General features: G+C 64.2%; 22 protein-coding genes and 2 pseudogenes. 19 read left to right on the top strand and 5 right to left on the bottom strand.

Features of this window, described 5'->3' with window-relative positions; translation table 11 throughout:
- The 14 genes and pseudogenes from J4D28_RS25670 to J4D28_RS25605 all read left to right on the top strand — a co-directional run.
- Positions 1–748 (top strand): annotated as a pseudogene (locus J4D28_RS25670) (PAAR domain-containing protein); the annotation flags it as partial.
- The gene (locus J4D28_RS25665) at positions 745–1,131 is read left to right on the top strand and encodes a hypothetical protein (protein ID WP_028682433.1); all 387 of its coding nucleotides are present in this window, start codon (positions 745–747) and stop codon (positions 1,129–1,131) included. The pseudogene J4D28_RS25670 and the gene J4D28_RS25665, both read left to right, overlap by 4 nt.
- Positions 1,132–1,211: 80 nt before the next feature.
- A complete protein-coding gene (locus J4D28_RS25660; protein ID WP_028682432.1) occupies positions 1,212–1,814 on the top strand; it encodes a GNAT family N-acetyltransferase in 603 nt (200 codons plus the stop codon).
- A gap of 392 nt (positions 1,815–2,206) precedes the next feature.
- Positions 2,207–2,818, top strand: a complete 612-nt coding sequence (locus J4D28_RS25655) for a transposase (RefSeq protein WP_169897782.1) — start codon at positions 2,207–2,209, stop codon at positions 2,816–2,818.
- A 74-nt stretch (positions 2,819–2,892) separates the two neighbouring features.
- Positions 2,893–4,539 carry a ShlB/FhaC/HecB family hemolysin secretion/activation protein gene (locus tag J4D28_RS25650; RefSeq protein WP_223815581.1) on the top strand — a complete coding sequence of 549 codons (1,647 nt, stop codon included), beginning with the start codon at positions 2,893–2,895 and terminating at the stop codon, positions 4,537–4,539.
- Positions 4,540–4,559: 20 nt separating this feature from the next.
- Positions 4,560–6,389, top strand: coding sequence for a DUF2341 domain-containing protein (locus tag J4D28_RS25645; protein WP_103331643.1), 1,830 nt, complete (start codon positions 4,560–4,562; stop codon positions 6,387–6,389).
- An 11-nt stretch (positions 6,390–6,400) separates the two neighbouring features.
- Positions 6,401–6,826, top strand: coding sequence for a biopolymer transporter ExbD (locus J4D28_RS25640; RefSeq protein ID WP_009048781.1), 426 nt, complete (start codon positions 6,401–6,403; stop codon positions 6,824–6,826).
- A gap of 3 nt (positions 6,827–6,829) precedes the next feature.
- Positions 6,830–7,537, top strand: a complete 708-nt coding sequence (locus tag J4D28_RS25635; protein ID WP_009048782.1) for a TonB C-terminal domain-containing protein — start codon at positions 6,830–6,832, stop codon at positions 7,535–7,537.
- Between the two features lie 43 nt (positions 7,538–7,580).
- The gene (locus tag J4D28_RS25630; RefSeq protein ID WP_103331642.1) at positions 7,581–9,275 is read left to right on the top strand and encodes a putative porin; all 1,695 of its coding nucleotides are present in this window, start codon (positions 7,581–7,583) and stop codon (positions 9,273–9,275) included.
- Between the two features lie 48 nt (positions 9,276–9,323).
- Entirely contained in the window at positions 9,324–9,986 is a 663-nt protein-coding gene (locus tag J4D28_RS25625; protein WP_103331644.1) for a DNA repair protein, read from the top strand.
- Positions 9,987–10,006: 20 nt separating this feature from the next.
- Positions 10,007–10,513, top strand: a complete 507-nt coding sequence (locus tag J4D28_RS25620) for a YbjN domain-containing protein (protein ID WP_103331641.1) — start codon at positions 10,007–10,009, stop codon at positions 10,511–10,513.
- A complete protein-coding gene (locus tag J4D28_RS25615; RefSeq protein WP_053268938.1) occupies positions 10,510–11,463 on the top strand; it encodes a peptidylprolyl isomerase in 954 nt (317 codons plus the stop codon). The genes J4D28_RS25620 and J4D28_RS25615 overlap by 4 nt, the downstream gene beginning before the upstream one ends.
- Positions 11,464–11,642: 179 nt before the next feature.
- The gene (locus J4D28_RS25610; protein WP_009048787.1) at positions 11,643–12,620 is read left to right on the top strand and encodes a LysR family transcriptional regulator; all 978 of its coding nucleotides are present in this window, start codon (positions 11,643–11,645) and stop codon (positions 12,618–12,620) included.
- 223 nt (positions 12,621–12,843) lie between these two features.
- Positions 12,844–13,362, top strand: a complete 519-nt coding sequence (locus J4D28_RS25605) for a GNAT family N-acetyltransferase (protein ID WP_016704724.1) — start codon at positions 12,844–12,846, stop codon at positions 13,360–13,362.
- 40 nt (positions 13,363–13,402) lie between these two features.
- Here J4D28_RS25605 and J4D28_RS25600 read toward each other — a convergent pair whose 3' ends face one another.
- Entirely contained in the window at positions 13,403–14,101 is a 699-nt protein-coding gene (locus J4D28_RS25600; protein WP_028682426.1) for an aspartate/glutamate racemase family protein, read from the bottom strand.
- Between the two features lie 79 nt (positions 14,102–14,180).
- On the opposite strand from J4D28_RS25600, the gene J4D28_RS25595 reads away from it, so the two are divergent.
- Together J4D28_RS25595 and J4D28_RS25590 are read left to right on the top strand one after the other, a co-directional pair.
- A complete protein-coding gene (locus tag J4D28_RS25595; protein WP_028682425.1) occupies positions 14,181–14,999 on the top strand; it encodes a helix-turn-helix domain-containing protein in 819 nt (272 codons plus the stop codon).
- A gap of 123 nt (positions 15,000–15,122) precedes the next feature.
- Positions 15,123–15,614: a hypothetical protein gene (locus J4D28_RS25590; RefSeq protein WP_028682424.1), complete on the top strand. Its 492-nt coding sequence runs from the start codon at positions 15,123–15,125 to the stop codon at positions 15,612–15,614.
- Positions 15,615–15,623: 9 nt separating this feature from the next.
- Here the strand turns inward: J4D28_RS25590 and J4D28_RS25585 are convergent, their stop codons facing one another.
- The 4 genes and pseudogenes from J4D28_RS25585 to ccoN all read right to left on the bottom strand — a co-directional run bounded on the left by J4D28_RS25585 (position 15,624) and on the right by ccoN (position 19,194).
- Positions 15,624–16,019 (bottom strand): hypothetical protein, encoded by a 396-nt coding sequence (locus J4D28_RS25585; RefSeq protein ID WP_016704727.1) that lies wholly within the window; start codon positions 16,017–16,019, stop codon positions 15,624–15,626.
- Positions 16,020–17,041: 1,022 nt separating this feature from the next.
- Positions 17,042–17,356 (bottom strand): annotated as a pseudogene (locus J4D28_RS30510) (PAAR domain-containing protein); the annotation flags it as partial.
- 107 nt (positions 17,357–17,463) lie between these two features.
- The gene (locus J4D28_RS25575; RefSeq protein WP_103331640.1) at positions 17,464–17,691 is read right to left on the bottom strand and encodes a CcoQ/FixQ family Cbb3-type cytochrome c oxidase assembly chaperone; all 228 of its coding nucleotides are present in this window, start codon (positions 17,689–17,691) and stop codon (positions 17,464–17,466) included.
- A gap of 75 nt (positions 17,692–17,766) precedes the next feature.
- Positions 17,767–19,194 (bottom strand): cytochrome-c oxidase, cbb3-type subunit I, encoded by a 1,428-nt coding sequence (gene ccoN, locus J4D28_RS25570; protein WP_009048795.1) that lies wholly within the window; start codon positions 19,192–19,194, stop codon positions 17,767–17,769.
- A gap of 464 nt (positions 19,195–19,658) precedes the next feature.
- Here ccoN and J4D28_RS25565 point away from each other — a divergent pair, with 464 nt between their 5' ends.
- The 3 genes from J4D28_RS25565 (at position 19,659) to J4D28_RS25555 (ending at position 23,088) form a co-directional block, all read left to right on the top strand.
- Positions 19,659–21,332, top strand: a complete 1,674-nt coding sequence (locus J4D28_RS25565; protein WP_016704730.1) for a nitrite/sulfite reductase — start codon at positions 19,659–19,661, stop codon at positions 21,330–21,332.
- A gap of 75 nt (positions 21,333–21,407) precedes the next feature.
- A complete protein-coding gene (locus J4D28_RS25560) occupies positions 21,408–21,902 on the top strand; it encodes a DUF934 domain-containing protein (RefSeq protein ID WP_041984101.1) in 495 nt (164 codons plus the stop codon).
- Between the two features lie 220 nt (positions 21,903–22,122).
- A complete protein-coding gene (locus tag J4D28_RS25555; RefSeq protein WP_103331639.1) occupies positions 22,123–23,088 on the top strand; it encodes a hypothetical protein in 966 nt (321 codons plus the stop codon).
- The last annotated feature ends 125 nt before the right edge of the window (positions 23,089–23,213 follow it).

Here is a 23,213-nt window from a genome sequence, read left to right as displayed (position 1 = left end):
CGATGAGGAAGCAGCCTTTATGCTCAAGCACCGGGCGCAGGTTGAATCGATACTGTCCTATGGTTCGACGACACTAAACGTCGGCACGGCGGCCGCGGGTAACCACATGGATGGTTTGAAAAGGACACTGCTGGATATCGAAGCGCTTCATCAGAAGTTCTTTCTGCGGGATGGGCATTTGCGCAGCGTCGAGTTCTTCAGTGAAAGAAAAAAGCTGTTCGTGCAGTTGGACGCTAGCCTGCTGCCCATTACAAAAATGAGCATTGCCTTTCCTGACCACCCCAGCCTTAAGAGTGCCCTGGGGATTTCCAGTCGCAGCCTGGTGCATCGCTGGACTCAGGCGGGCGCAGTGGGGCAGATACCGGGGTACGCCACGCATATTGAGGGTGTTTCCCGGGCGTCCAGGATTCTAAAGTGGGGTGGTTGGATTGGGACGGCTCTTGGTGGTGGGGCCTCTTATGTGAAGGTGCAGGATGTTTGTTTGGCGGGAAGCAAGGAGGCGTGTGAGAAGGTGAAGTTTACCGAGACGGGGAGTTTTACAGGCGGGGTAGCTATCGGGGCAATCGCTACTCCCTTTATAAACTCCGGCGCGGCAACTATCTGTGTTGCGGTTGCAGCGTCCACCGGTGGTATCGGGGGGCTTGCATGTGGCCTGGTACTGATCGGCGGAGGTACCTATGCAGCCGGAAAGGCGGGGGAAGGCGGCGGGAAGTTTCTTGGAGAACTGCTTTATGGAACAGAAAAATGAACGAAATAACGACTGCACATATCGTACTTGGCTTTTTTATGGCGGGAACTATTCTCGGGGCCTTCATTATGATTGGTGTGCACCTCTATTGGATTCGCAACCATTTGAATGAGGCACTTGAGCACTTCAAGAACAGCCCCATCGTCAATCAACAAAGGGGGTTTCTGTATTTCGGAACCTGGGGAAAGATGGCGGTGATTGGGGGCATAGCAGGCTTTCTGGCGCACTCCGGTTACTTTATTAAAAGGGGGCTGCTAGATGCTGATGAGGTCGATAGTTTTCCTGAACCACTCAAGAAAAAATTGATCGCCTCGCATTATATTCTGGGAGGGCTGCTGACAAAGTTCTTCATAGAATATGCAGTGATGGAGTTGATTACGTAGCAAAAGCCAGCGCTGAACAAGTATTTGAGTCAACACGAAAATAACAAGCAGCGACATTCACTTCAGACAAGGACAACCCCATGACAGACCTCAAACCCTCGCAACCGGGGGCTGTCGACGCTATTGCCTACAACCGAGCCTCTTCGGCCGTGCAGCGAGCATTTACCTTGTTGCAGCAGCGCGTCTATCCCGAGCCGGATGCGCCTGAAGAAGCGCAGGTCGCACCGCTGCACGATCCTGTGTTCGACGCATTCTCGTTCTATATCGGCACGCACGACAGGGTGGTCAGCTATGCCGCCGTTGCCATGAAGACCATCGAGCATGCTGGCGACACCTTCGACATTGGCGGGCTCAGCTGCGTCATGACTGATCCCGACTATCAGGGGCAAGGCCTGGGGTTGAGGACAGTCGCCGCGGCCACCCGCTGCATGGAGCACAGCCATCTCGATATTGGCGTCTTCACCTGTGACCCACCCTTGGCGCGTTTCTATGCCCGGGCCGGTGGTTGGACGATTGCGCCGGATGTGGTCCTGACCGGCAACCGGCACGACGGGGCGTTGCGCAGCGACACGCTGGGTAAAGTCGTGCTGTTGCGGCTGTTTTCCGCGAAGGCCAGGGCGGCGGCGTCGGATTTTGCCAGCGGGGTCATCGACCTGGGCCTGCCAGACGGGCAGTTTTTATAGCGGCGGCGATGGTGGTGGGCTGGGAGTCTCGTGTACTCCATCCAGCGTATCAGCGACAGTGCCGACGCCATCGCGGGCAAGCCTCGCTCCTACCCGTTCTCTGAGCCCCGATGAACGCGGGGCTCCAGCCTTTTTCGGCTCGTCTGCTGGCGGGTCGGTGCTATCTGGGCCGGCCTCACGGGGGCCCCGTCTTTCTTGGATATCCCCTATCCGATTCGAGTACCTGGTGCTCTCAGCGTTGTCATCGCGAACAAACCCCACCCCCTGGTGAATGAAGCTTTTGTGACAAAAGTTCGGTAGCACTTAGCCAGTCCCGTCATGGATATGTGACGCGCTTGAGGGGGCCTTCTGGCCACTGTTCTGAGCCGAGGCGGGACGCCGGGAGTGAGGTTATGGGGACTATGGAACGCTACGCGAAAGTGGGCATGCAGGAGCTGGATCAGCGGCTGTCGAAGATCGTCGAAGCCGCGCGCAAGAAGCCGGTATCGGTCTATCGCTACGGTGCGCCGTGGGTCTGGATCGTTTCCCAGGATGACTGGCAGGGCGCCTTGAAGGAGGTGTCGAGCTATATCCCGCCGGGCCATTCGCTGGTGTTGCTGCGTCCGCAGATCGACGCCTTGCTCGACCAGCACCGCGACATTCTCCAGGGCCTGGATGCCGAGCCCGGCATGCTCATCGCCCCACGCACGGTGATGCACATCCTGCTGTTGCAGCTGCTGTATTCGGTGCCCGGCGAGCAGCAGTTGTACGAGCAACTCAATTACAACCTGCTGTTTCGCTGGTTCGTCGGCCTGGACCTGAACCAGAAGGTCTGGAGCCTCGGCGTGCTGAGCCGCGACATCGCCACGCTGTTGAACGATGCGCGGGCGGTGCTGCTGATCCAGAAAATCATCGGTGAAGTGTTCTGTGGCGCCTTGCTGCAAATGCCCGAGTTCTCGTTGAACTTCGCGCTGCTGCACAGCTGGCTGGCCAAGCACGCCACGACATCGACCTTGAGCAATTGAGGCGGCCAAACGCCGTACAGACGGCGACGGCGGTTTCGACGCGGTTCGACATTCTTGGAAATCTAGGGGGCGGTGTGGAGCATCTGTTCGATAGGGGGCGGCCGGGGCCGACCAGGCGCTGGCTGCCGGTGTGCGGCTGGCTGGCGCTGGTTGCGCTGAGCCAGCCGTTGCTGGCCGAGGAGGGCGGCCCGGTGGAAGGCGAACCGGCGCAAGGCGAAGCCGCACCCGCGCGGTTGGTGGATGTGAATGAGTACTTCGTGCGCGGCAACACCGTGCTCGATGCCCGGGCCATCGAAGAAGCGGTGTATCCCTTCCTCGGCCCGCAGAAAGCCCTGGGCGATATCGAGGGCGCCCGCGACGCGTTGCAGAAGGTCTACCAGGCCCGCGGTTACCAGTCGGTGTTCGTCGAGTTGCCGGAGCAGAAGGTCGAGGACGGCATCGTCTACCTGCAGGTCAGCGAGACCAAGGTCGGACGGGTGCGAGTGGTGGGGGCCAAGCATTATTCGCCGGTGGAAATCCGCGACGAGGTGCCGGCGCTGCAGGAAGGCCAGGTACCGGATTTCGCCAAGGTCCAGGGCCAGCTGGCGAGCCTGAACAAGACCCCCGGGCGCCAGGTCATGCCGCTGGTCCGCGAAGGCCAGCGCCCCGGCACCATGGACGTTGACCTGCAGGTGGAGGACCAGAACCCCTGGCAGGCCAGCATCGGCCTGAACAACGACTACAGCGCCGACACCAAGCACCTGCGGGCGGTCACTAGCCTGGGCTACAACAACCTCTGGCAGCTGGGCCACAGCATTTCCCTGACCTATTTCACCGCGCCCGAGGACCAGGACAACGCCAAGGTCTGGTCCGGTTCCTACACCGCGCCGCTCAATGAGCGCTGGAGCCTGCAGTTCGCCGGCTACCAGTCCGACAGCAACGTCGCCACCATCGGCGGCAGCAACGTGCTGGGCAAGGGCCATTCCTACGGCCTGTCGCTGATCTACAGCCTGCCGGCGAGCGGCGCCTGGGCCAATTCGTTCTCGGTCGGGGTGGATTTCAAGGACTTCGAGGAAGAGCTGAGCCTGGGCGGCGAAAGCGACAAGGTGCCGCTCAAGTACGCGCCGTTCACCTTCGCCTACAACGGCTTCCGCTACACCGAGACCTCCCAGCTAGGCCTGGGCCTGAGCCTGGTGGCCGGCACCCGCAGCCTGTTCGGCTACAGCAGCTCGGACGAGGACTTCGACTACAAGCGCTACCGCGCCAACCCCAGCTTCGCCGTGCTCAAGGGCGATGTGAATTACACCTACACCTTCGCCAACGATTGGCAGAGCGCATCCAAGGCCGCGTTCCAGCTGGCCTCGGGGCCGCTGGTGTCCAACGAGCAGTTCTCCGCCGGCGGCGCCACCTCGGTGCGCGGCTACCTGGCGGCCGAGCGCACCAGTGACGACGGCTACCTGTTTTCCCAGGAACTGCGCACGCCGTCCCTGGCCAAGTACCTGGGCGGTTATGTCAACGAATGGCGTTTTTACGCCTTCGCCGAAGGGGCCCAGATGTACCTGCGCGACGAGCTTCCAGACCAGGAGGCCGACTACAGCCTGGCCAGCGTCGGCCTGGGCACCCGCGCCAGCTTGAGCAAATGGCTTTCCGGCAGCCTGGACTGGGGTTACCCGCTGCTTGATGGACCGAACACCCAGAAACAGGACTCGCGCGTGCACTTCAGTGTGCAGGCGACGTTTTGATCTTTCACGGAGTAACTTTCATGCAGCGCTTACTGATTTCCCTGTTGATCTGCCTGGGCTTCGTGCTCCCGGCGACGGCCCAGGCGTGGTGGCAGGACGACTGGCACTACCGCAAGCAGATCTCCATCGACACCACGCCGCAAGGCGCGGCCATCAATCAGGCCCTGGGCCGCACCGCGCTGCTGGTGCGCCTGCACACCGGCAACTTCAGCTTCGACGGGGTCAAGGAAGACGGCTCCGACCTGCGTTTCGTCAGCGCCGATGACAAGACCGTATTCAACCACCAGATCGAAAGCTTCGACCCGCTGATGGGCATGGCCCTGGTCTGGGTCGATGTGCCGAACGTGGAGGGCGGCCAGCGCCAGGACATCTGGATGTACTACGGCAACCAGAAGGCCTCGGCCAGCGCCAACGGCCAGCTGACCTTCGACCCGAACTACATCGCCCTCTATCACTTCGACGGCGCCAACGGTACCCCGGCCAGGGACACCACGGCCTACGGCAACCACGCGCAGAACGCCACTGGCGCGAGCATCGACGGGGTCATCGGCCGGGCCTTGCAGTTCAACGGCCAGCCGCTGCTATTGCCGGCCAGCCCGTCGCTGCAACACAGTGCCGAGGGTGCCTTTACCTTCAGCGCCTGGCTGCGCCTGGACCAGGCCAGCGGCGAGCAACTGTTGCTGGCCCGGCGTGAAGGGGCGAGCAGCCTGCTGATCGGGGTCAACCAGGGGGTGCCTTTTGTCGAGGTCGACGGCCAGCGCGCGGTGTCGACCCAGCCGCTCAATCCCGGGCAGTGGCAGCACCTGGCCCTGACCGCTCAGGGCAGCCAGCTGGCGCTGTGGGTCAATGGCCGCGAAAGCGCCCGCCTGGCGGTGGCGCTGCCGGCGTTCAATTCGCCGCTGGCCATCGGCGCCGACCTGCCGCCGGTAGCGGGGGCCGAGGCCGCTACCGAGGCCAGTGCGTTCCTGCCGTTCAACGGCGCCATCGACGAGCTGCGCCTGTCCAAGGTGGCCCGTCCCGCCGGCCTGCTGCTGGCCGATGCCGCGGCCCAGGGCGCCGAGTCGAAGCTGGTGGTGTACGGCGTCGATGAAGAACAGTCGGGCTTCGGTTTCGGCAGCCTGGGCTTCTTGCTCAAGGCGGTGCCGGTGGACGCCTGGGTGATCATCGCGGTGCTGGTGCTGATGATGTTCCAGTCGTGGATCATCATGATCCGCAAGAACCGCATGGTCGGCCGCGTCAGCAGTGCCAACCAGCTGTTCCGCGAGCAGTTCGCCCGGGTCGGCACTCGCCTGGAAATGTTCGCCGACGACCGCGAACTGGCCCAGCGCCTGGAGCATTCCTCGCTGTGGCGCCTGTACCAGGTGGCGGTCCAGGAGATCCGCACCCGTCGCGAGCAGGGCGCCGATACCTCGTCGGTCTCGGCGGCGACCATCGAAGCCATCCGCTGCTCCATGGACGGTGTGCGTACCCGCGAGAACCAGCAGCTCAGCTCCAAGCTCTCGACCCTGTCCAACGCCATTGCCGGCGGGCCCTACATCGGCCTGCTGGGCACGGTGCTGGGGATCATGGTGGTGTTCCTCGGCACGGCCATGGCCGGCGACGTGAACATCAACGCGATCGCCCCGGGCATGGCCGCGGCCTTGCTGGCCACCGCCATGGGCCTGTTCGTCGCGATCCCGGCGCTGTTCGGCTACAACCGGCTGATTACCCGCAACAAGGAAGTCAGCGCCGACATGCGGGTGTTCGTCGACGAGTTCATCACCCGCCTGGCCGAGCTGCATGGCGCCGGCCAGTCCAGTGAAGCCGCGCCGGCGCGTGGGCATAACGCCAACGCCAGCGTACCGGCCTGAGGAGAAACGTCATGGCTTCTGTGAACGCCTCCCACGACGACGATGACGACGCGGCAGTCGACAGCATCAACATCACGCCCCTGGTGGACGTGCTGATGGTGGTGCTGGTGATGTTCATCCTCACCGCCACCGCCCAGGTCTCCGGGATCCAGATCAACCTGCCCAAGGCCAGCGCCTCGGTGTCGCTGTCCGAGGCCAAGACCAAGGCGATCTCGGTCAACGACGGCGGCCAGGTGTTCCTCGACGCCTACCCGGTGACCTTGCCCGAGCTGGAAGAACGCCTGCGCATGGAAAAGGCCCTGAACCCGGACTTCCCGGTGATCGTGCGCGGCGACGCCACGGTGCAGTACCAGAAGGTCATCGAGGTCCTGGACCTGCTGCGCCGGCTGGAGCTGTCCCAGGTCGGGCTGGTCACCGGCAAACCGAGCCAGGGCTGAGCCATGACCGCACAACAACCGATCCAGCTGCCGCCCGTGAAGAACCGCACGGCGCCGCGCCTGCTCAAGTGGGGCGTGGGCCTGCTGCTGGGGGCCGGCGCTGCCTGGCTGCTCTGGCAGTGGGCCAACGACATGAGCGGGGTGCGCCGCGAGGCGCCCAAGGTGCCGACCATCATCCCGTTGCCGCCACCACCGCCACCGCCGCCGGAAAAACCCAAGGAGCCGGAGCCGCCGGTCGAGGAGAAGGTGCCCGAACCGGAACCGACCCCGGAGCCGGAACAGGTCAAGCCCGAGGAAGAGGCGCCGCCGTCGCCGGTGGACGATCTGGCTAACCCGATGCAGATGGATGGCGATGCCCAGGCCGGCAGCGACGCCTTCAACATCGGCGCCGGCAAGGGTGGCGGCATGGCCGGTTCCGGCGGTGGGCGCCTGGGCAACGGCACCTACAGCCAGTTCCTGGCCTTCACCTTCCAGCGCGTGCTGCGGGAAAACCCGGACCTGCGCAACCAGGCCTTTTCGCTGCAAACCGACGTCTGGCTGAGCGCCGTCGGCGAGATCACCCGGGTCGAGCTGGTCAAGTCCAGCGGCAACCCGCAAATCGACACCCTGGTGCTGGCCGCCTTGCGCGGCGCACCGCACCTGACGGAACGGCCGCCGGCCTCCCTGACCTTGCCTGTACGCCTGTCCCTGCAGGGGCGGCGTCCGGGTTAACCGAACGACTGATGCAAGTTTTGCCAAAAGGAGCTGTGTGCAAATGATTTCCAACGTGAATCGATTGTCCCTGGCGATCGGCATGGTCATCGCGACCCTGGTGGGACCGGTAGCGGCCGCGCCTGCTGCGCCCTCGGAAAACGCCACGATCAATCTGATCCGTTTGCTGGTGCAGCAGGGCGTGCTGAAACAGGAGCAGGCCGACGGCCTGATCGCCCAGGCCGAGCGCGAAGCGCAGCAGGCGCGCCAGGCCAACACCGCGGTGGCGGCAGGGCCGGCGGCGACGCCGGGGGATGTGCGGGTGCAATACGTGCCGGCGATCGTCCGCGACCAGATCCGCGACCAGGTCAAGGCCGAGGTCATGGCCACCGCCAAGCAGGAAAACTGGGCCCAGCCCAACACCTTCCCGGACTGGGTATCGCGCATCAGCTTCGACGGCGACATTCGCCTGCGCGACGAGTCGCGCTACTACTCGGGCAGCAACAGCAACGAGATCGTCGACTTCGCCAAGCTCAATGACAAGGGCCCATACGACGTCAACCCCAACAGCAGCTCCAACCTACCGCCCTTGCTCAACACCCGCGAGGACCGCGAGAACCTGTTCCGCCTGCGCGCCCGGCTGGGCATGAAGGCGCAGGTCGCCGAGGACTGGACCGCCGGCATCCGCATCGGCACCGGCTCGGACAACAACCCGGTGTCCACCACCCAGACCCTGGGCGGCGGGTTCGGCAAGAAGGACATCTGGCTCGACCAGGGCTACCTGACCTGGAAGGCCACCGACGAGCTGACCCTGACTGGCGGGCGGATCGCCAACCCGTTCTTCTCCACCGACCTGCTGTATTCCAACGACCTGAATTTCGACGGCGTGGCGGCGATCTTCAACCACAAGCTCAATCGCGACTGGGGCCTGTTCGGTACGGTCGGCGCGTTCCCGGTGGAGTACACCAACGACACCTCCACCAGCAACGGCTTCGACAAGGAAGAGAGCGACAACAAGTGGCTGTACGGCGCGCAGATCGGCGCCAACTGGGCAATCAACAGCAACCACCGGCTCAAGGGCGCATTGGCCTACTACCGCTTCGACGACATCGAGGGCCAGCGCTCCAGTGCCTGCGAACCCTGGGCCGGGGCGCCGGGCTGCGACAGCGACGGCAGCCGCGTGGCCTTCATGCAGAAGGGCAACAGCGTGTTCCTGCTGCGCGACATCACGCCCAACCCGCTCAACCCGGCCGCCACCGCGCAGCCGCAGTTCGTCGGCCTGGCCTCGGAGTTCAACCTGCTGGACCTGAACCTGGTGTGGGACGCCGACCTGCCGGAGAACTTCAAGCTGCGCAGCCAGGCCAACTACATCCACAACCTGGGCTACGACGAAGGCGAGATGCGCAAGCGCTCCGCAGGCCAGATCGTCAACAACCTGGACAGCAACGGCGAGCTGGAAAGCGGCGCCAACGCCTGGATGGTGCAGTTCACCCTGGGCAACAGCCTGGAGCTGGCCAAGCAGGGCGACTGGAACCTGTTCGCCGGCTACAAGTACATCCAGCCCGATGCGCTGCCTGACGGCTTCAACGACTCCTCGTTCCACCTCGGCGGCACCAACGCCAAGGGTTACTTCCTCGGCGGCAACTACGGCCTGGCCAAGAACGTCTTCGCCACCGGCCGCTGGCTGAGCTCCGAGGCGGTGTACGGCGCGCCGTTCGACATCGATGTCTTGCAGCTTGAAATCAACACGCGCTTCTAGGGCGCAAGGGGCATTGTCATGACCAGTCTTGCTATGAACAGCACGGCGATGAACACGCGAGCCAGGGCAGGGCGCTGCCTGTTGTTGAGGCGCGGCCTGTTGTTGACGCTGGGCGTGCTGCTGGCCAGCGGGGCCAGCGCCGAAGGCATGGAGGAGCGCCTGCGCACCCAGTTGCGCAGCACCACCCAGCAGTTGCAGGCCCTGCAGAGCGAACAGGCCCAGGCCAGCGCCGCCCGCGTCGCCGCCGAGAACCAGGCCAGGCAGGCGCAGGCGCAGATCAAGCAACTGACCGCCGACCTGGCCAAGGCCCGCGGCGTCGCCGAGCAACTGGCCGGCCAGCAGCAGAACCTGCACAGCCAGGCCCAGGCGCAGATGGCCGCCAGCAGCGAGCAGATCGGCAAGTTCAAGAAGGCCTATGACGAGTTGCTGGTCATGGCCCGGGCCAAAGAGGCCGAGCGGGCCCGGCTCCAGGCGCAATTGAGCGAACGTGACACACAAGTGCAGCAATGTTCGGTCAAGAATCAGCAGATGTATGGCGTGGCCAAACAGATTCTCGCGGCCTACGAAAAGATCGACGTGGCCGAGGTGATGAAAATCCGCCAGCCCTTCGCCGGCGGCGCCCGGGTCAAGTTCGAGGAACTGGCCCAGGGCTTTGGCGACGACCTGTACAAGACCCAGTTCGATGCCCCCCAGGCAGCGAGCACCCACTGAATATCAGGGAAGAATCGAGCATGACTGAACAATCGCAACTGATCGCCAGCGTTACCCCGCAGAGCCTCACCGAACTGCTGCAAGGCGCCGGCTACCGGGTCAACCAGACCGACCAGAACGGCATCGTGCAACTGCTCAGCGCCAGCCAGGGCATCGGCTACGCCGTGCGCTTCGGCAACGCGGCGGGTGCTGAACCGGGCCGCTATGTGGACTTCACCTTCAGCTGCGCGCTGCGGGTCCAGGGCGAGTTGCCGGCGGGCCTGGCCGAGCTGTGGAACGCCTCGCGACGCTTTGCCCGGCTCTCGGTGCAGGGCGAGTTCCTGGTGATGGAAATGGACGTGGTGGTGGCCGGGGTCAGCCACGATCACCTGCGCAGCCAACTGGAACTCTGGGACCGGCTGTTGCAGGAATTCATCGTCTACCTGCGCGACTACAGCCAGCACGCCGCGCGCCTGCAGGCCCAGGCCGATGCGCCCGAAGCAGCGCCTGAAACAACGCCCGAGGCCGCCGAGGTGCCTGCGCAGTGAAGAAGCCAAGCCTGATGGTCGGTGTCGGAGCCCTGGCCCTGGTGGCGCTGGCGGTGTGGCTGGGCGTGCGCCCGGGCAGCGACCCGGTGGCGGCGCAACAGCCCAGGCTGATGGCCGCCAGCCCGGTCGACGACGGCCCGGCGGTGGCGCGTCTGGGTAACCAGCGGGTGGCACCGGAAGAACTCAAGGCGCTGTTCGCGGCGTTGCCCGAGCCGTCCCGCGAGCAGCTGCGGGGCAATCGTCCGGCCCTGGAAAGCTGGATTCGCACCCGCCTGGCGGAAAAGGCTGTGCTCGAACAGGCCGATGCCCAGGGCTGGCGCCAGCGTCCGGACGTGGCCTTGCAGACCCGGGTGGCCACCGAGCAGATCGTCTTTCGTGACTACCTGCGTTCGGTCAGCCAGGTGCCGGCCGGTTACCCGAGCGAGGCCGAGTTGCAGCAGGCCTACGACGCGGGCAAGGCGCAGTGGCAGACCCCGGCCTTGTACCGGGTCAGCCAGATCTTCCTCGCGGTGAGTGACCCGCAGGCGCTGGAAGCAACGCGCAAGCAGGCCCAGGAACTGAGCAAGAAGGCCCAGGCCGCCCCCGGCGACTTCGCCGCCCTGGCCAGCCAGTATTCCCAGGAGCCCGACAGCGCCCGGCGCGGCGGCGACTCGGGTTTACAGCCGTTGCAGCAGTTGGTACCCGAGGTCCGCGGCGCGGTGGCGCGCCTGAAGGTCGGCGCGGTGTCCGATGCGGTGCAGAGCGCGGCAGGTTTTCACGTGCTCAAGCTCACCGAGCAACAACCGGCCCGCACCGCGACCCTGGACGAGTTGCGCGAACGCCTGACCCAGGCCCTGCGAGCGCAGCGCCAGGAGCAGATCGCCAAGGCCTACCTGGAAGGCATGCTCGACACCGCGACCCTGAGTATCGACGGCGCGCAGTTGAACAAGGTGCTGGAGGAAAAACTGTAAGTAGGGCGGTGTGGCCGATATCGCTATCGCGAGCAATCGAGCGTCGACCGGCTGCTCCTACACAAGCAACGCAATCCCCCTGTAGGAGCGAAGCTTGCTCGCGATGGACGGCAACGCCGTCCGACCCGCTATGAACAACGTGCAATGGATGCCATCACCCACACGACAGGGAGTCACCCATGTCCTTTCTGGAACCCGCCCCGATCTCGGGCATCACACCCTACATCGCTCCGGCCGAACCCCGGGAAGCCTGGCTGGCCCTGGCCGCCGGAATCGAGCCGGAGCTGGCCCAGTATTTCCTGGTCACCGCCCGTTGCGGCTGCTTCATGCAGGCGGCGCGCAGCCTGAACATCAAGTCGACGCTGCTGCGCAAACAGCTGGCGCACCTGGAGGCACAGTTGCGTCGCTCCTTGTTCAGCTTCCAGGGCAGCGCCCTGAGCCTCAGCCGCGAAGGCCAGCAACTCAAGGCGCAACTGATCGCCCTGGCTCACGAACGCACGCTGCCGGTGCTCGAGCAGCCGCTGCTGCGCCTGGCGGTGGCCGAGTCGATCCTGCATGACATCCTCGGTCGCGACCTGATTTCCCTGTTGCGGCGCAACGCCAGCGTGCGCCTGGAGATCATCTCCATCGACAGCGAGCTGTCGCTGCGGGCCCTCAGCGCCGACGTGGTGGTGTGGCTGGGCGGGGTGGATTCGCCGGCACCGGGGCCGAGTTTCGTCACCAGTCCGCCGCAGCCGCTGGTGCGCCTGGACTACCTGCCGCATATCGCCAAGCGTTACTCGCGGGTCGCCGCGCGCCCCGACAGCCTCGACGACCTGGCCGACTACATGCTGGTGCAGTGGCAGCAGGACCGCCAGGTCGAGCCGCTGCGACCGTGGAACCAGTTGGTGGAGCAGCGCCTGGCGGGGGTAGTGCAGGTGCATTCCTACGCGCTGATGCTGGAGATGATTCGCTGCAGCGCCTGCATCGGCCTGCTGCCCCATTACATGAGCCGCTTCGACCGCGGCCTGACAGCACTGCCCGGGCTGTTCGACGAGGCCATGCCGCGTCAGGTATGGATGGCGGTGAATGCCGAAGTGGAGCACGACGCCGAGGTGCGGATGCTGGTGGAGCTGATCCTGCACACCTTCAATGAGCGCAGCGAATGGTTTGAATAGCCGCCGGCACGCTGCTGCTTCGCCCTGCTTCTGTAGGAGCGAAGCTTGCTCGCGAAACAATCTCAAGGACGGCGCAAGACCTACTGGCCTAATCGCCAGCAAGCTGGCTCCTGCAGGAGGGCGGTTGTACCGGAGAAGGCGCCTGCAACACGCTCCCTCTCGCCACCCGTGCCACTGGCGCTCTACACTCGACAGCCCTACTGCATAAACCAAGGAAGACTTTATGCCCGCCGAGACCCCCACCATCGTCATCGAACGTTTCAGCGAAGCCCATGTGCAGGGTATCACCGCGCTGTACAACGACCCTGCGGTCGCCTGTCAGACCCTGCAAATGCCGTTTCAACCTTCCGAGGTCTGGCGTAATCGCCTGGCGCCGAACAACGAACGGCTGGTATCGCTGGTGGCGCTGCACCAGGGCGCGGTGATCGGCAGTTGCAGCATCGAGCAGTACTCGCGTATCCGCCGCGCCCACTGCGGCGGTGTCGGCATGGGCGTGGCGGTGGAATGGCAGGGCCAGGGCGTCGGCAGCCGCTTGTTGGCGGCGGTGCTGGACGTGGCGGACAACTGGATGAACCTGCATCGGGTAGAACTGACGGTGTTCGCCGACAACGAAGCCGCCCTGGGCCTGTACCGCAAGTTCGGCTTCGAGCGCGAAGGTCTGCTGCGTGATTACGCGGTGCGCGACGGCCAGTACGTCGACGTCCTGAGCATGGCGCGCCTGCGCCGCACGCCCCAGGCCTGATTCGCCAGGTTTGCGGCGGCCAATGATCCACGATCTGGCGCTACGCCCCTCTATCCAAGGCAAACGCCACCGCTGCCCGCGCATGCAGCACGGTGGTGTCCAGCAGCGGCAGGGGGCTGTGTTCCGGTTTGAGCAGCAGGCCGATCTCGGTGCAGCCGAGGATGATGGCCTGGGCGCCGCGCTCCATCAGGGCCCGGATCACTTGCTGGTAGCGCTGGCGCGAGCTGTCGCTGATGACGCCCACGCACAACTCGTCGTAGATGATCCGGTGCACGGCCTGGCGGTCCACTGCGTCCGGCACCAGCACCTTGAGGCCGCGATCGACCAGGCGCTGCTTGAGAAAATCCTGTTCCATGGTGAAGGCCGTGCCCAGCAGGCCCACGCTGAGGGTTCCAGCCTCGAGCGCGGCTTCGGCGGTCGGGTCGGCGATGTGCAGGAAGGGCACCGACAGCACGGCCTGAATCTGCTCGGCGACCTTGTGCATGGTGTTGGTACAGAGCACCACGCACTCGGCGCCACCGGCCTCCAGGCGGCGCGCCGCATCCACCAGGATCTCTGCCGCGAGGTCCCAGCGCCCGGCGTGCTGGGCCTGTTCGACAGGCCCGAAGTCGACGCTGTACATTAGCAGCCGCGCCGAACGCAGCGGGCCGAGACGGTCCCGTACCTGCTGGTTGATAAGGCGGTAATACTCGGCGCTGGACTCCCAGCTCATGCCGCCGATAAGGCCGATGGTGCGCATACACAGCTCCTGTTGCTGACCAACCTGAATGCCGAGAGTGTCCCGTGGCACAGCCCCGCGATCTATCAAGAAATTTCATATGCCCGGCGCACTGAGCGACAAGGCCCAGGGTTACGAGTTGCCGCGTCGCGAACTGTTGGGCGGCACGCTCGACCTGCAATTGCTGCCGCGCGCGGCCTACAGTGCGCGCGATCCGTTGCAGTGGCAAAGCCTCGGCGTGAGCCTGGAGCGCCAGCGGGGCGTGCATGCCATCGGCAGCGACCGGCGCGAGGATTTCGACAGCTGGCCGGGAACCCTGGCCTTGACCCCGGCCGGGGTCGAGGTGTTTTCCGAGTCGCCCCACGGCGGTGAATACCTGCTGCTGCGCTGGCTGGCCGAACCACAGGGCCTGGATATCGCCAGCGGTTCGCGGCGCCTGCAACTGCCAGGACATGCAAAGGCCCTGGCGCTGGGACGGCAGGCGCGGCGGCTGTTGCTGGACCCCAACCAGGATCAGTTGGCCCTGGAACAATGCGCTTTGCAGTTCGCCGGCCTGGCCGTCCTCGACAAACCACCGACCAAAGCTGTCAGGCGCACCGAGTTCAGCCGGGTGCTGACGCTGATCGACCAGCAGTTCGCCGAGCCCCTGTCACTCTCTGAACTGGCGGCCTGCAGCGGGCGCAACGAACTGCGGTTCCTGCGCGACTTCACTCGCGCCATCGGCATGACGCCCCATGCCTGGCTGGTCGAAGTGCGGGTCCAGGCGGCGCGCCGGCTGATCGAGCACAGCGACCTGTCGCTCGCCGCCATCGCCCTGGAAACCGGCTTCGCCCACCAGTCCCATATGGGCAGCGCCTTTCGCAAGATCCTCGGCCTGACCCCCAGCCAGTACCGCGCCCTCCGCGGCGGACGAGGCTGAGGGCGAGCGCGCGTTCACCGTTCGGCAGCCGTGCCGCCAGGGTTCGACTTTTAGTCATACGACGCGGGCGTGCATCTGCCATGATCGAGTTCCGCAATCGCGGTTCCTCGAAGAGGCATGAACATGGACGACGTACAGCAACTGGGCGAGATGCTTCGCCGCTACGCCGAAAGCGAAGCCCACAAGAAACAGCTGTTCGAAAGCCAGTCGGTGGTCTGGACGAACCGTATCACTGAGCTGTTCGACCATATCCAGCAGTGGCTGGCGCCAGTGCTGATGCCGGACCTGCTGGCCTTGACTCGCGAACCCTACGTGGCCTTCAGCCCCAGCGTCCCGGTGGAAACCTCGACCTTCAAGACCGAGAAACTGACCATCGTCATCGCCGGCAAACCGGTGGAGTTCGTGCCCGATGTGATGGGCGCCGCCGGGCAGATTTCCCTGGCGGTGATGGGCCTGACCGCCGCGCGTTACGGCAGCGTGTCCCTGGTGGGCCTGCCCGACGGCAGCTGGCAATGGCGCAAGGCCAATGGCCTGAAGGAACCCGACGTCTTTACCTTCGACGGCAACTTCCTGGCGTCGCAGCTGCAGGTGCTGATTCCCCGGGAGCGTGGGTGAGGTCAGGGATCAGGGCTGCGGAGCTGGCAGCACCTTGAGTTGATAGATCCTCTGCGCTTTCTGCCCTGGGCATTGAGTCCCGTAGCTACTGGCATACGCGTTGATGGTATAGGTGCCCGGCGTCAGCGGTTTGCCAGTGATCAGCGCGTAATGGGTTCTTTTCTGGTAACTCAGCTCCAACCCCTCGGGCAACGGGTAGTCGGGGTGGATATAAAAACCGGTCAGCGGCGTATCGGCGCCCACCACCTCCAGCTTGACGCTGAACGGCTGGCCGGCGACGGCACTGGGCAGTGTCTCTGGCTGCATTGTGAGATCCGGACGGGTATAGCAGCCGGGAACAAATCCCAGCCCACAACCGCTGAGCATGAGTGAAAGAGCAATAGCGGAAATCAGTGCGCGCTTCATGGGAGTTTCCTGGGAGCCGTTCAAGGGATCTTGCTGAACACAAGGCCGCCGTATATGTATTTGAGAATGGTCTGCAGGGTCGATCCCGCTGGGATCTGATGCAACAACTCACCCCAGGAAAAGATCCTCGAGGAACTGATGGTGTCACTCGGTGCAGTGGCCGGGGTGATGGGGCCGGATAAGGTTTTTGCCGGTTGCTCCCAGGTAACCCAGTGGTTTTTCATTTGCCCTGCATTGGCTGCCAGCATCCCCGCGCCGATAAGGGTCGCGACATGAGTACCGGGGCGAATGTACTGGAACAGTTCGCTCAACTGATTCTGGTTTATATGGGACGAGAACTGGGTGTTGTCGAAAAGGATCTCGGCTCCTGCTTGCTTGAACCATTTTCTGAGCCCCGCGGGCAGGGTGATCCCAGAGAACATGTCATCTGGTTCGTCATAGGCGAACAATATGTTTTCACTGTCACGCAAGCTGGCCAGGGTGATCCAGTCGATAGCCCAGATGCGGTCACCTTCTGCACCGTGACTGAAGTTTTTTGGATTGCAGGCGCCGTGGCTCGGCTTGATGTGCAACTGCCCGATGGTCGTTTCACCGGTTTCCCAGAGCTCGGTGATGGCTTTTGCGTACAGATCGGGGCGATCCATCAACAAGGCATAGAAGAAGGTGGCCGGACCGCAGAGGCTGGTCTCTTTCTGGTCGGGGTAGGCGCTGATCGGATGAAAGCGTTTCAGGCTGCCACCCTGCGCCTTGGCTAGACGAGCCTCGATCTGCTCGTGAATCTTGCTCTTCTCGAACGGATCTCGCGGGGTGCCAATGGGGTTCGCCGGATCGTTGAAGACCCGCTCTTTTATCGGTGCTGCCTGAAAGTCGTCGAGAATTTTTGCTGCTGCCACCAGCGGATTGCTGACGGCGGCCGGGATGGTCGGGGCCAGCGCTGCTACAGCTGGTGCGCCAGTCAGCGCTGCGGCCTGCGGGGCAGAAGGCGCGGGAGGCAGCAGGGCGGCCACGACGGCAGCTGTGTTCGGCATCGCCGATACCGCGCTGACGGGGGCCGCTGTAACGGTGTCGCCAATGATCACACTGCCCGAACCACCGACGATAATGCTGCCATGGTCACCGGTACTGCTCTGTACCGCGGCATTGCGGCCATTGATGAAGACGGTTGCCGACACCCCACCGACGATCGCCGCACCGCAGGCGCTCTGGTCGTTGTGCCGGGCCGCGGCCAGGCCGTCGAAAAGAACATCGGGGGAGCCGCTGACGATGGGGTTGGTGCCGTGGCCCGGCATCGGGCAGGAAGTCGGGTCGGTTACCCGCGCTGCTGGTTTTCCGCTCATTCTAGAAACGTCCGTGTTTGTTCAGCGGCGAAGACTAAGCGAAACACCCGCCGTTGGCCAATCGGGCTCCGTTGCAGTTACAGCGGCGGTCAGGCTGCGAGGCGGGGTCAGATCTCTACATTGCCCCAGCCCGGCCGGGCTTCGGTCGGTTCCGGCGCCACGGCCTCGATCTTCTTGCCGGTGGCCAGTTCCACCCGGCGCGCCACGTCCGGGTCGTCGGCGAAGGGGATCAGGCTGGCGTCGTCGAGGCTCTTGGCCGATTGATGACGTAGACAGTAGCCGATGCTGAGGTAGAGAAAGGTCACGCCGAGCAGGTCAAGGGCGAATTCGATCATCGGAGGGCTCGCTGTGCTGCAGGAGAGGGATGAACGACGCGGGCCGGGTGTGGCCCGCGTCGGGCTCTTGGGCGATCAGGCGATCTGGGCGTCGCTGAGGGCCAGGCGCGGGTCGGCCACGCGCACGGTGCGCCAGGTGTTGTAGGCCATCAGCAGCATGCCGCTGAGGAAGAACACGCCCCCGGCGAAGCGCACGATGAAACCCGGGTGGCTGGCCTGCAGGGCTTCGACGAAGGAGTAGGTGAGGGTGCCGTCGTCGTTGACCGCGCGCCACATCAGGCCCTGGGTGATGCCGTTGACCCACATCGAGGCGATGTAGAGCACGGTGCCGATGGTGGCGAGCCAGAAGTGCAGGTTGATCAGCGGGATGCTGTGCATCTGCTCACGGCCGAAGACCTTGGGCACCATGTGGTAGATGGCGCCGAAGGTGATCATCGCCACCCAGCCCAGGGCGCCGGCGTGGACGTGGCCGATGGTCCAGTCGGTGTAGTGGGACAGGGCGTTGACCGTCTTGATCGCCATCATCGGCCCCTCGAAGGTCGACATGCCGTAGAAGGCCAGGGACAGCACCAGGAAGCGCAGGATCGGGTCGGTGCGCAATTTATGCCAGGCGCCCGAGAGGGTCATCATGCCGTTGATCATGCCGCCCCAGCTCGGTGCCAGGAGGATCAGCGACATGGCCATGCCCAGCGATTGCGCCCAGTCCGGCAGGGCGGTGTAGTGCAGGTGGTGCGGGCCGGCCCAGATGTACAGGGTGATCAGCGCCCAGAAGTGCACGATGGACAGGCGATAGGAATACACCGGGCGCCCGACCTGCTTGGGCACGAAGTAATACATCATCCCCAGGAAACCGGTGGTGAGGAAGAAGCCCACGGCGTTGTGGCCGTACCACCACTGGACCATGGCGTCGGTGGCGCCGGAGTACACCGGGTAGGACTTGAACCAGTCCACCGGGATCGACAGGTGATTGACCACGTGCAGCATGGCGATCACCAGGATAAAGGCGCCGAAGAACCAGTTGCCGACGTAGATGTGCTTGGTCTTGCGCTGCACCACGGTGGTGAAGAACACGATGCCGTAGACCACCCAGACCACGGCCATCCACACCGCGCCGGAGAATTCGATTTCCGCGTATTCCTTGGTGGTGGTGTAGCCCAGCGGCAGGGTGACCAGCATGATCAGGATCACCGACTGCCAGCCCCAGAAAGTGAAGGCGGCGAGCTTGTCGGAATACAGCCGCACCTGGCAGGTGCGCTGCACCGCGTAGTAACTGGCGGCGAACTGGGCGCTGCCGGCGAAGCCGAAGATCACCAGGCTGGTGTGCAGCGGGCGCAGGCGGCCGAAGCTGGTCCAGGGCAGGTCGAGGTTCATTTGCGGCCATACCAGCTGGGAGGCGATCCACACCCCCATGGCCATGCCGATCACGCCCCAGGCCACGGTGGCGATGACGAATTGGCGCACCACCTTGTAGTTGTAGGCCGGTTCCATTGTTGCTGTGCTCATGGTCAATGCTTCCACGGTTGCAAAGGCTTGCCAGGCCACCCGGCCTGGCATGCCATGCACTGTAGAAAGCAGCGGCGAAACAAAACAGGCTCAGAAAAAAACCATTAATACGGATCAGATTTGCCCGCCTGCCGGTGCAGGTCCGGGGCCGGCTGATACGGTTTTTTAGTTTTTACCTGAATCTGTAACGCTCTGAGCCGTAAGGGCATAGTCACCGCCACACCAAAAACCCCGGATCACCCCTGGAATGCCATAACCACCGTGGCTCTGTAGCCCTGTAGCCGCTGCCGAGCGCAGCGAGGCTGCGATCGGCTGCAAAGCAGCCGCAAAGACCGACACATGTGTTCTATCAGCCAGACCGCATCGTCCGGATTGCGAACGCTACGCGCTCGGCAGCGGCTACAGGATTACAGCGGCTTCAGCGCCAGGGGCGGGATCGGGGTCAGTACTGATGAGGCCGTGACATGTATCACTATGACGAGTACGACCGGGCCCTGGTCTTTGAACGGGTGGCGCAGTTTCGCGATCAGGTCGAACGCTTCATGGCTGGCGAGCTGAGCGAAGAAGAGTTCCTGCCGCTGCGCCTGCAGAACGGCCTGTACATGCAGAAACACGCCTACATGCTGCGGGTGGCCATCCCTTACGGCACCCTCAGTGCGCGGCAGATGCGCACCCTGGCCAGCATCGCCCGCGACTACGATCGCGGCTACGGCCACTTCACCACCCGGCAGAACATGCAGTTCAACTGGATCGAGCTGGCCCAGGTGCCGGACATCCTCGAACGCCTGGCCGGTGTCGAGATGCACGCAATCCAGACCTCCGGCAACTGCGTGCGCAACATCACCACCGAAGCCTTCGCCGGGGTGGCCGCCGACGAGCTGATGGACCCGCGGCCCCTGGCGGAGATCCTGCGCCAGTGGTCGACCATCAACCCGGAATTCCTGTTCCTGCCGCGCAAGTTCAAGATCGCCATCTGCTCGGCCCGCGAGGACCGGGCGGCGATCATGATGCATGACATCGGCCTGTACCTGTACCGCGACTGGCGCGGGCAGATGCTGCTGCGGGTGATGGTCGGCGGCGGCCTGGGGCGCACGCCGATCCTCAGCCAGCAGATCCGCGACGGCCTGCCGTGGCAGCACCTGCTGTCCTATGTCGAGGCGGTGCTGCGGGTCTATAACCGCCACGGCCGGCGCGACAACAAGTACAAGGCGCGGATCAAGATCCTGGTCAAGGCCCTGGGCATCGAGGCCTTCGCCAAGGAAGTGGAGGAGGAGTGGCAGCACCTCAAGGACGGCCCGGCGCAGTTGACCGAGGCCGAATACCAGCGGGTCGCCAGTGCCTTTATCCCGCCGCTCTACGAGCGCCAGCCAGCCACCGATCTCGACTACGGCAGCCGCCTGGCCGAGGAGCCGGCTTTCGAACGCTGGGTGGCGCACAACGTCAAGCCGCACAAGGTGCCGGGCTACGCCAGCGTGGTGCTGTCGACCAAACCCGGCAGCACCTCGCCGCCCGGAGACGTGACGGCGGCGCAGATGGAGGCGGTGGCCGAGTGGTCCGAGGCCTTCGGCTTTGGCGAGATCCGTATCGCCCACGAACAGAACATCGTCCTGCCGGACGTGCCCAAGGCCGCGCTGCATGAACTGTGGCGGCTAGCGAGCGAGCAGGGCCTGGGCTGCGCCAACGTCGGCTTGCTGACCGACATCATCGCCTGTCCCGGCGGCGACTTCTGCGCCCTGGCCAACGCCAAGTCGATCCCCATCGCCCAGGCGATCCAGGCGCGCTTCGATGATCTGGATTACCTGCACGACCTGGGTGACATCAGCCTGAACATCTCCGGCTGCATGAACGCCTGCGGCCATCACCACATCGGCAATATCGGCATCCTCGGCGTCGATAAGAACGGCAGCGAGTGGTACCAGATCACCCTCGGCGGCGCCCAGGGCAAGCACAGCGCGCTGGGCAAGGTCATAGGCCCGTCGTTCAGCGCCGAGGAAGTGCCCGGGGTGATCGAACGCATCATCGCCACCTTCGTGCGTTACCGGGAAAGCGAGGAGCTGTTCGTCGATACCGTGCAACGCATCGGCCTGGAGCCGTTCAAGGAGCGGGTCTATCCGAAAGTGCTGGAGGCACAGCCATGAGCCAGCACTGCGACCGGGCAACAGAAAGCACAGCCGTGAGCGAGGAATTACAGCCGTGAGCGAGAGACTAAAACCATGAACAATCTGTTGCGCTTGCAGGATGGCCAGGCCGGGCGGGTCGAGGACGATCCCTGGAACCTGGTGCGCGAGGTGGACGGCCCGCTGCCCGAGGGGCCGCTGATCTTGCCACTGGCCCGCTGGCTGATCCGCCGCATCGAGCACGAGCCGGCGCGGGACGGGGTCTGGCTCGGCCCGGACGATGAGGTGGAAAGCCTCAGGCCCTGGCTCAAGCTGATCCCGCTGATCGCCCTGGATTTTCCCAGCTTCCGTGACGGCCGCGCCTACAGCCAGGCCTACCTGCTGCGCACCCGCCTGGGCTGGATGGGCGAACTGCGGGCGGTGGGCGATGTGCTGCGCGACCAGCTCAGCCATATGCGCCAATGCGGTTTCGACAGCTTTGCCATCCGCGAAGACAAATGCGCCGACGACGCCCTCAAGGGGCTGGCGGGCATGAGTGTGCTTTACGGGCGCTCGGCGATCGAGCCGCGGCCGCTGTTCCGGAGGCGCTGAAGAGGGGCGCCGGCACCGGCCGGCGCTTCCATCGATGCTCACCGTCGCCCGTGAACAGGGCAGGCAACGGCCATTGTCTGGCCGCCAGGGGCATTTGTCCTTGGGTCGCTGATGGCACTTTGGTAGAGTCCCACCCCTTATGAAGGAGCCAGGGATCGGCGTCCGGCGATCAGTCGCAGGCGTGCCTGGCATGGGCCATCCATGGAAGAGAGTCGCGGCTGTGAGCGTTGCTAAAAAGATACTCGGGTTGTTTTCGTTGTTGCTGGTCCTGACCCTGTGGGTCGGCTATTTCTATGTGTACCAGGATGCCCGCAGCGGGCGCCTCGGCGACCCCCTCGACAGCTACGGCTGGTGCGGCCCCGCCGCGGATTCGCCGCATTCCTTCAAGCGCGACTATCTGCTGCTCAGGGTCACCAACAGCACCCAGGGCGAGTTCAGGGTATCGGGAGAGGTCAACGTTTCCGAACGCACCTACAACCGCTACGAACTGGGCCGCTATCCGCTGAAATTGCGCCTGGAGCCGTTGCAGTCCACCTACAGCCTGCCGCCGCTGTTCTTTGAAGAGGTCAAGGTCAAGCCCTTGAACCGCAACTTCAATTCGCCGCACAAGAACGCCTACGCAGACCTGGAAAGCCGGCCGATCCGGGTGATCGGCGAGTCCAGCCGGTTTCCCTTCGAGGTCTACCGTTACGGCTACAAGCCGGTGCTGTACATCCTCAAGGGCAACGAGCAGGTCGACCTGCCGTTCAAGCGCATCACCACGCAGATGAACCTGTCCAATACCTTCACCCCGACCCGGATGTACAACCCGGCGGACTACATCGCCGAGCAGAACAGCCTGGTCCAGCCCGGCGACTATCCGGCCTATGGTGCCAGCGAGTGCGCCTTCAGCATCGAGCGTAAAGGCTCGTTCAAGATCATCGTGCTGCTGTTGTTGCTGGTGCTGTGCCTGCCGCTGCTGATGGTGCTGTACCGCGACGAGCCGACCATCGACTTTCTCGCCACGCTGCTGGGTGTGGCGGCGGTCCGGGTATTCCTGGTCGGGCCGCTGCAGGACTACCAGTTGTACGGCATCGACTTCGTGTTTGGCGCCGTGATCGTCCTGGCCGGGACCTTTTCCCTGCTCAAGGCCATGCGCATCGACGCTCGGCGCGAGGCGGCGGCAAGGCGCGGAACGACTTGGTAACGGACGGGCTGGTAACGGGCCTGGGCAAGGTGCGGCTTTGACGCCGCACCTGTATCTGTCCGATCCGACAAGAATTCTCTGGCCTGCTTTGGCGATTAATCCGCTTTTGCTGTGCTGATATGCCC

It is taken from the genome of Pseudomonas sp. GW531-T4, assembly GCF_017349615.1.
GTDB lineage: Bacteria > Pseudomonadota > Gammaproteobacteria > Pseudomonadales > Pseudomonadaceae > Aquipseudomonas > Aquipseudomonas chlororaphis_I.
The sequence above is the reverse complement of the archived record's forward strand: the minus strand, read 5'-3'. Positions and strand labels throughout refer to the sequence as shown.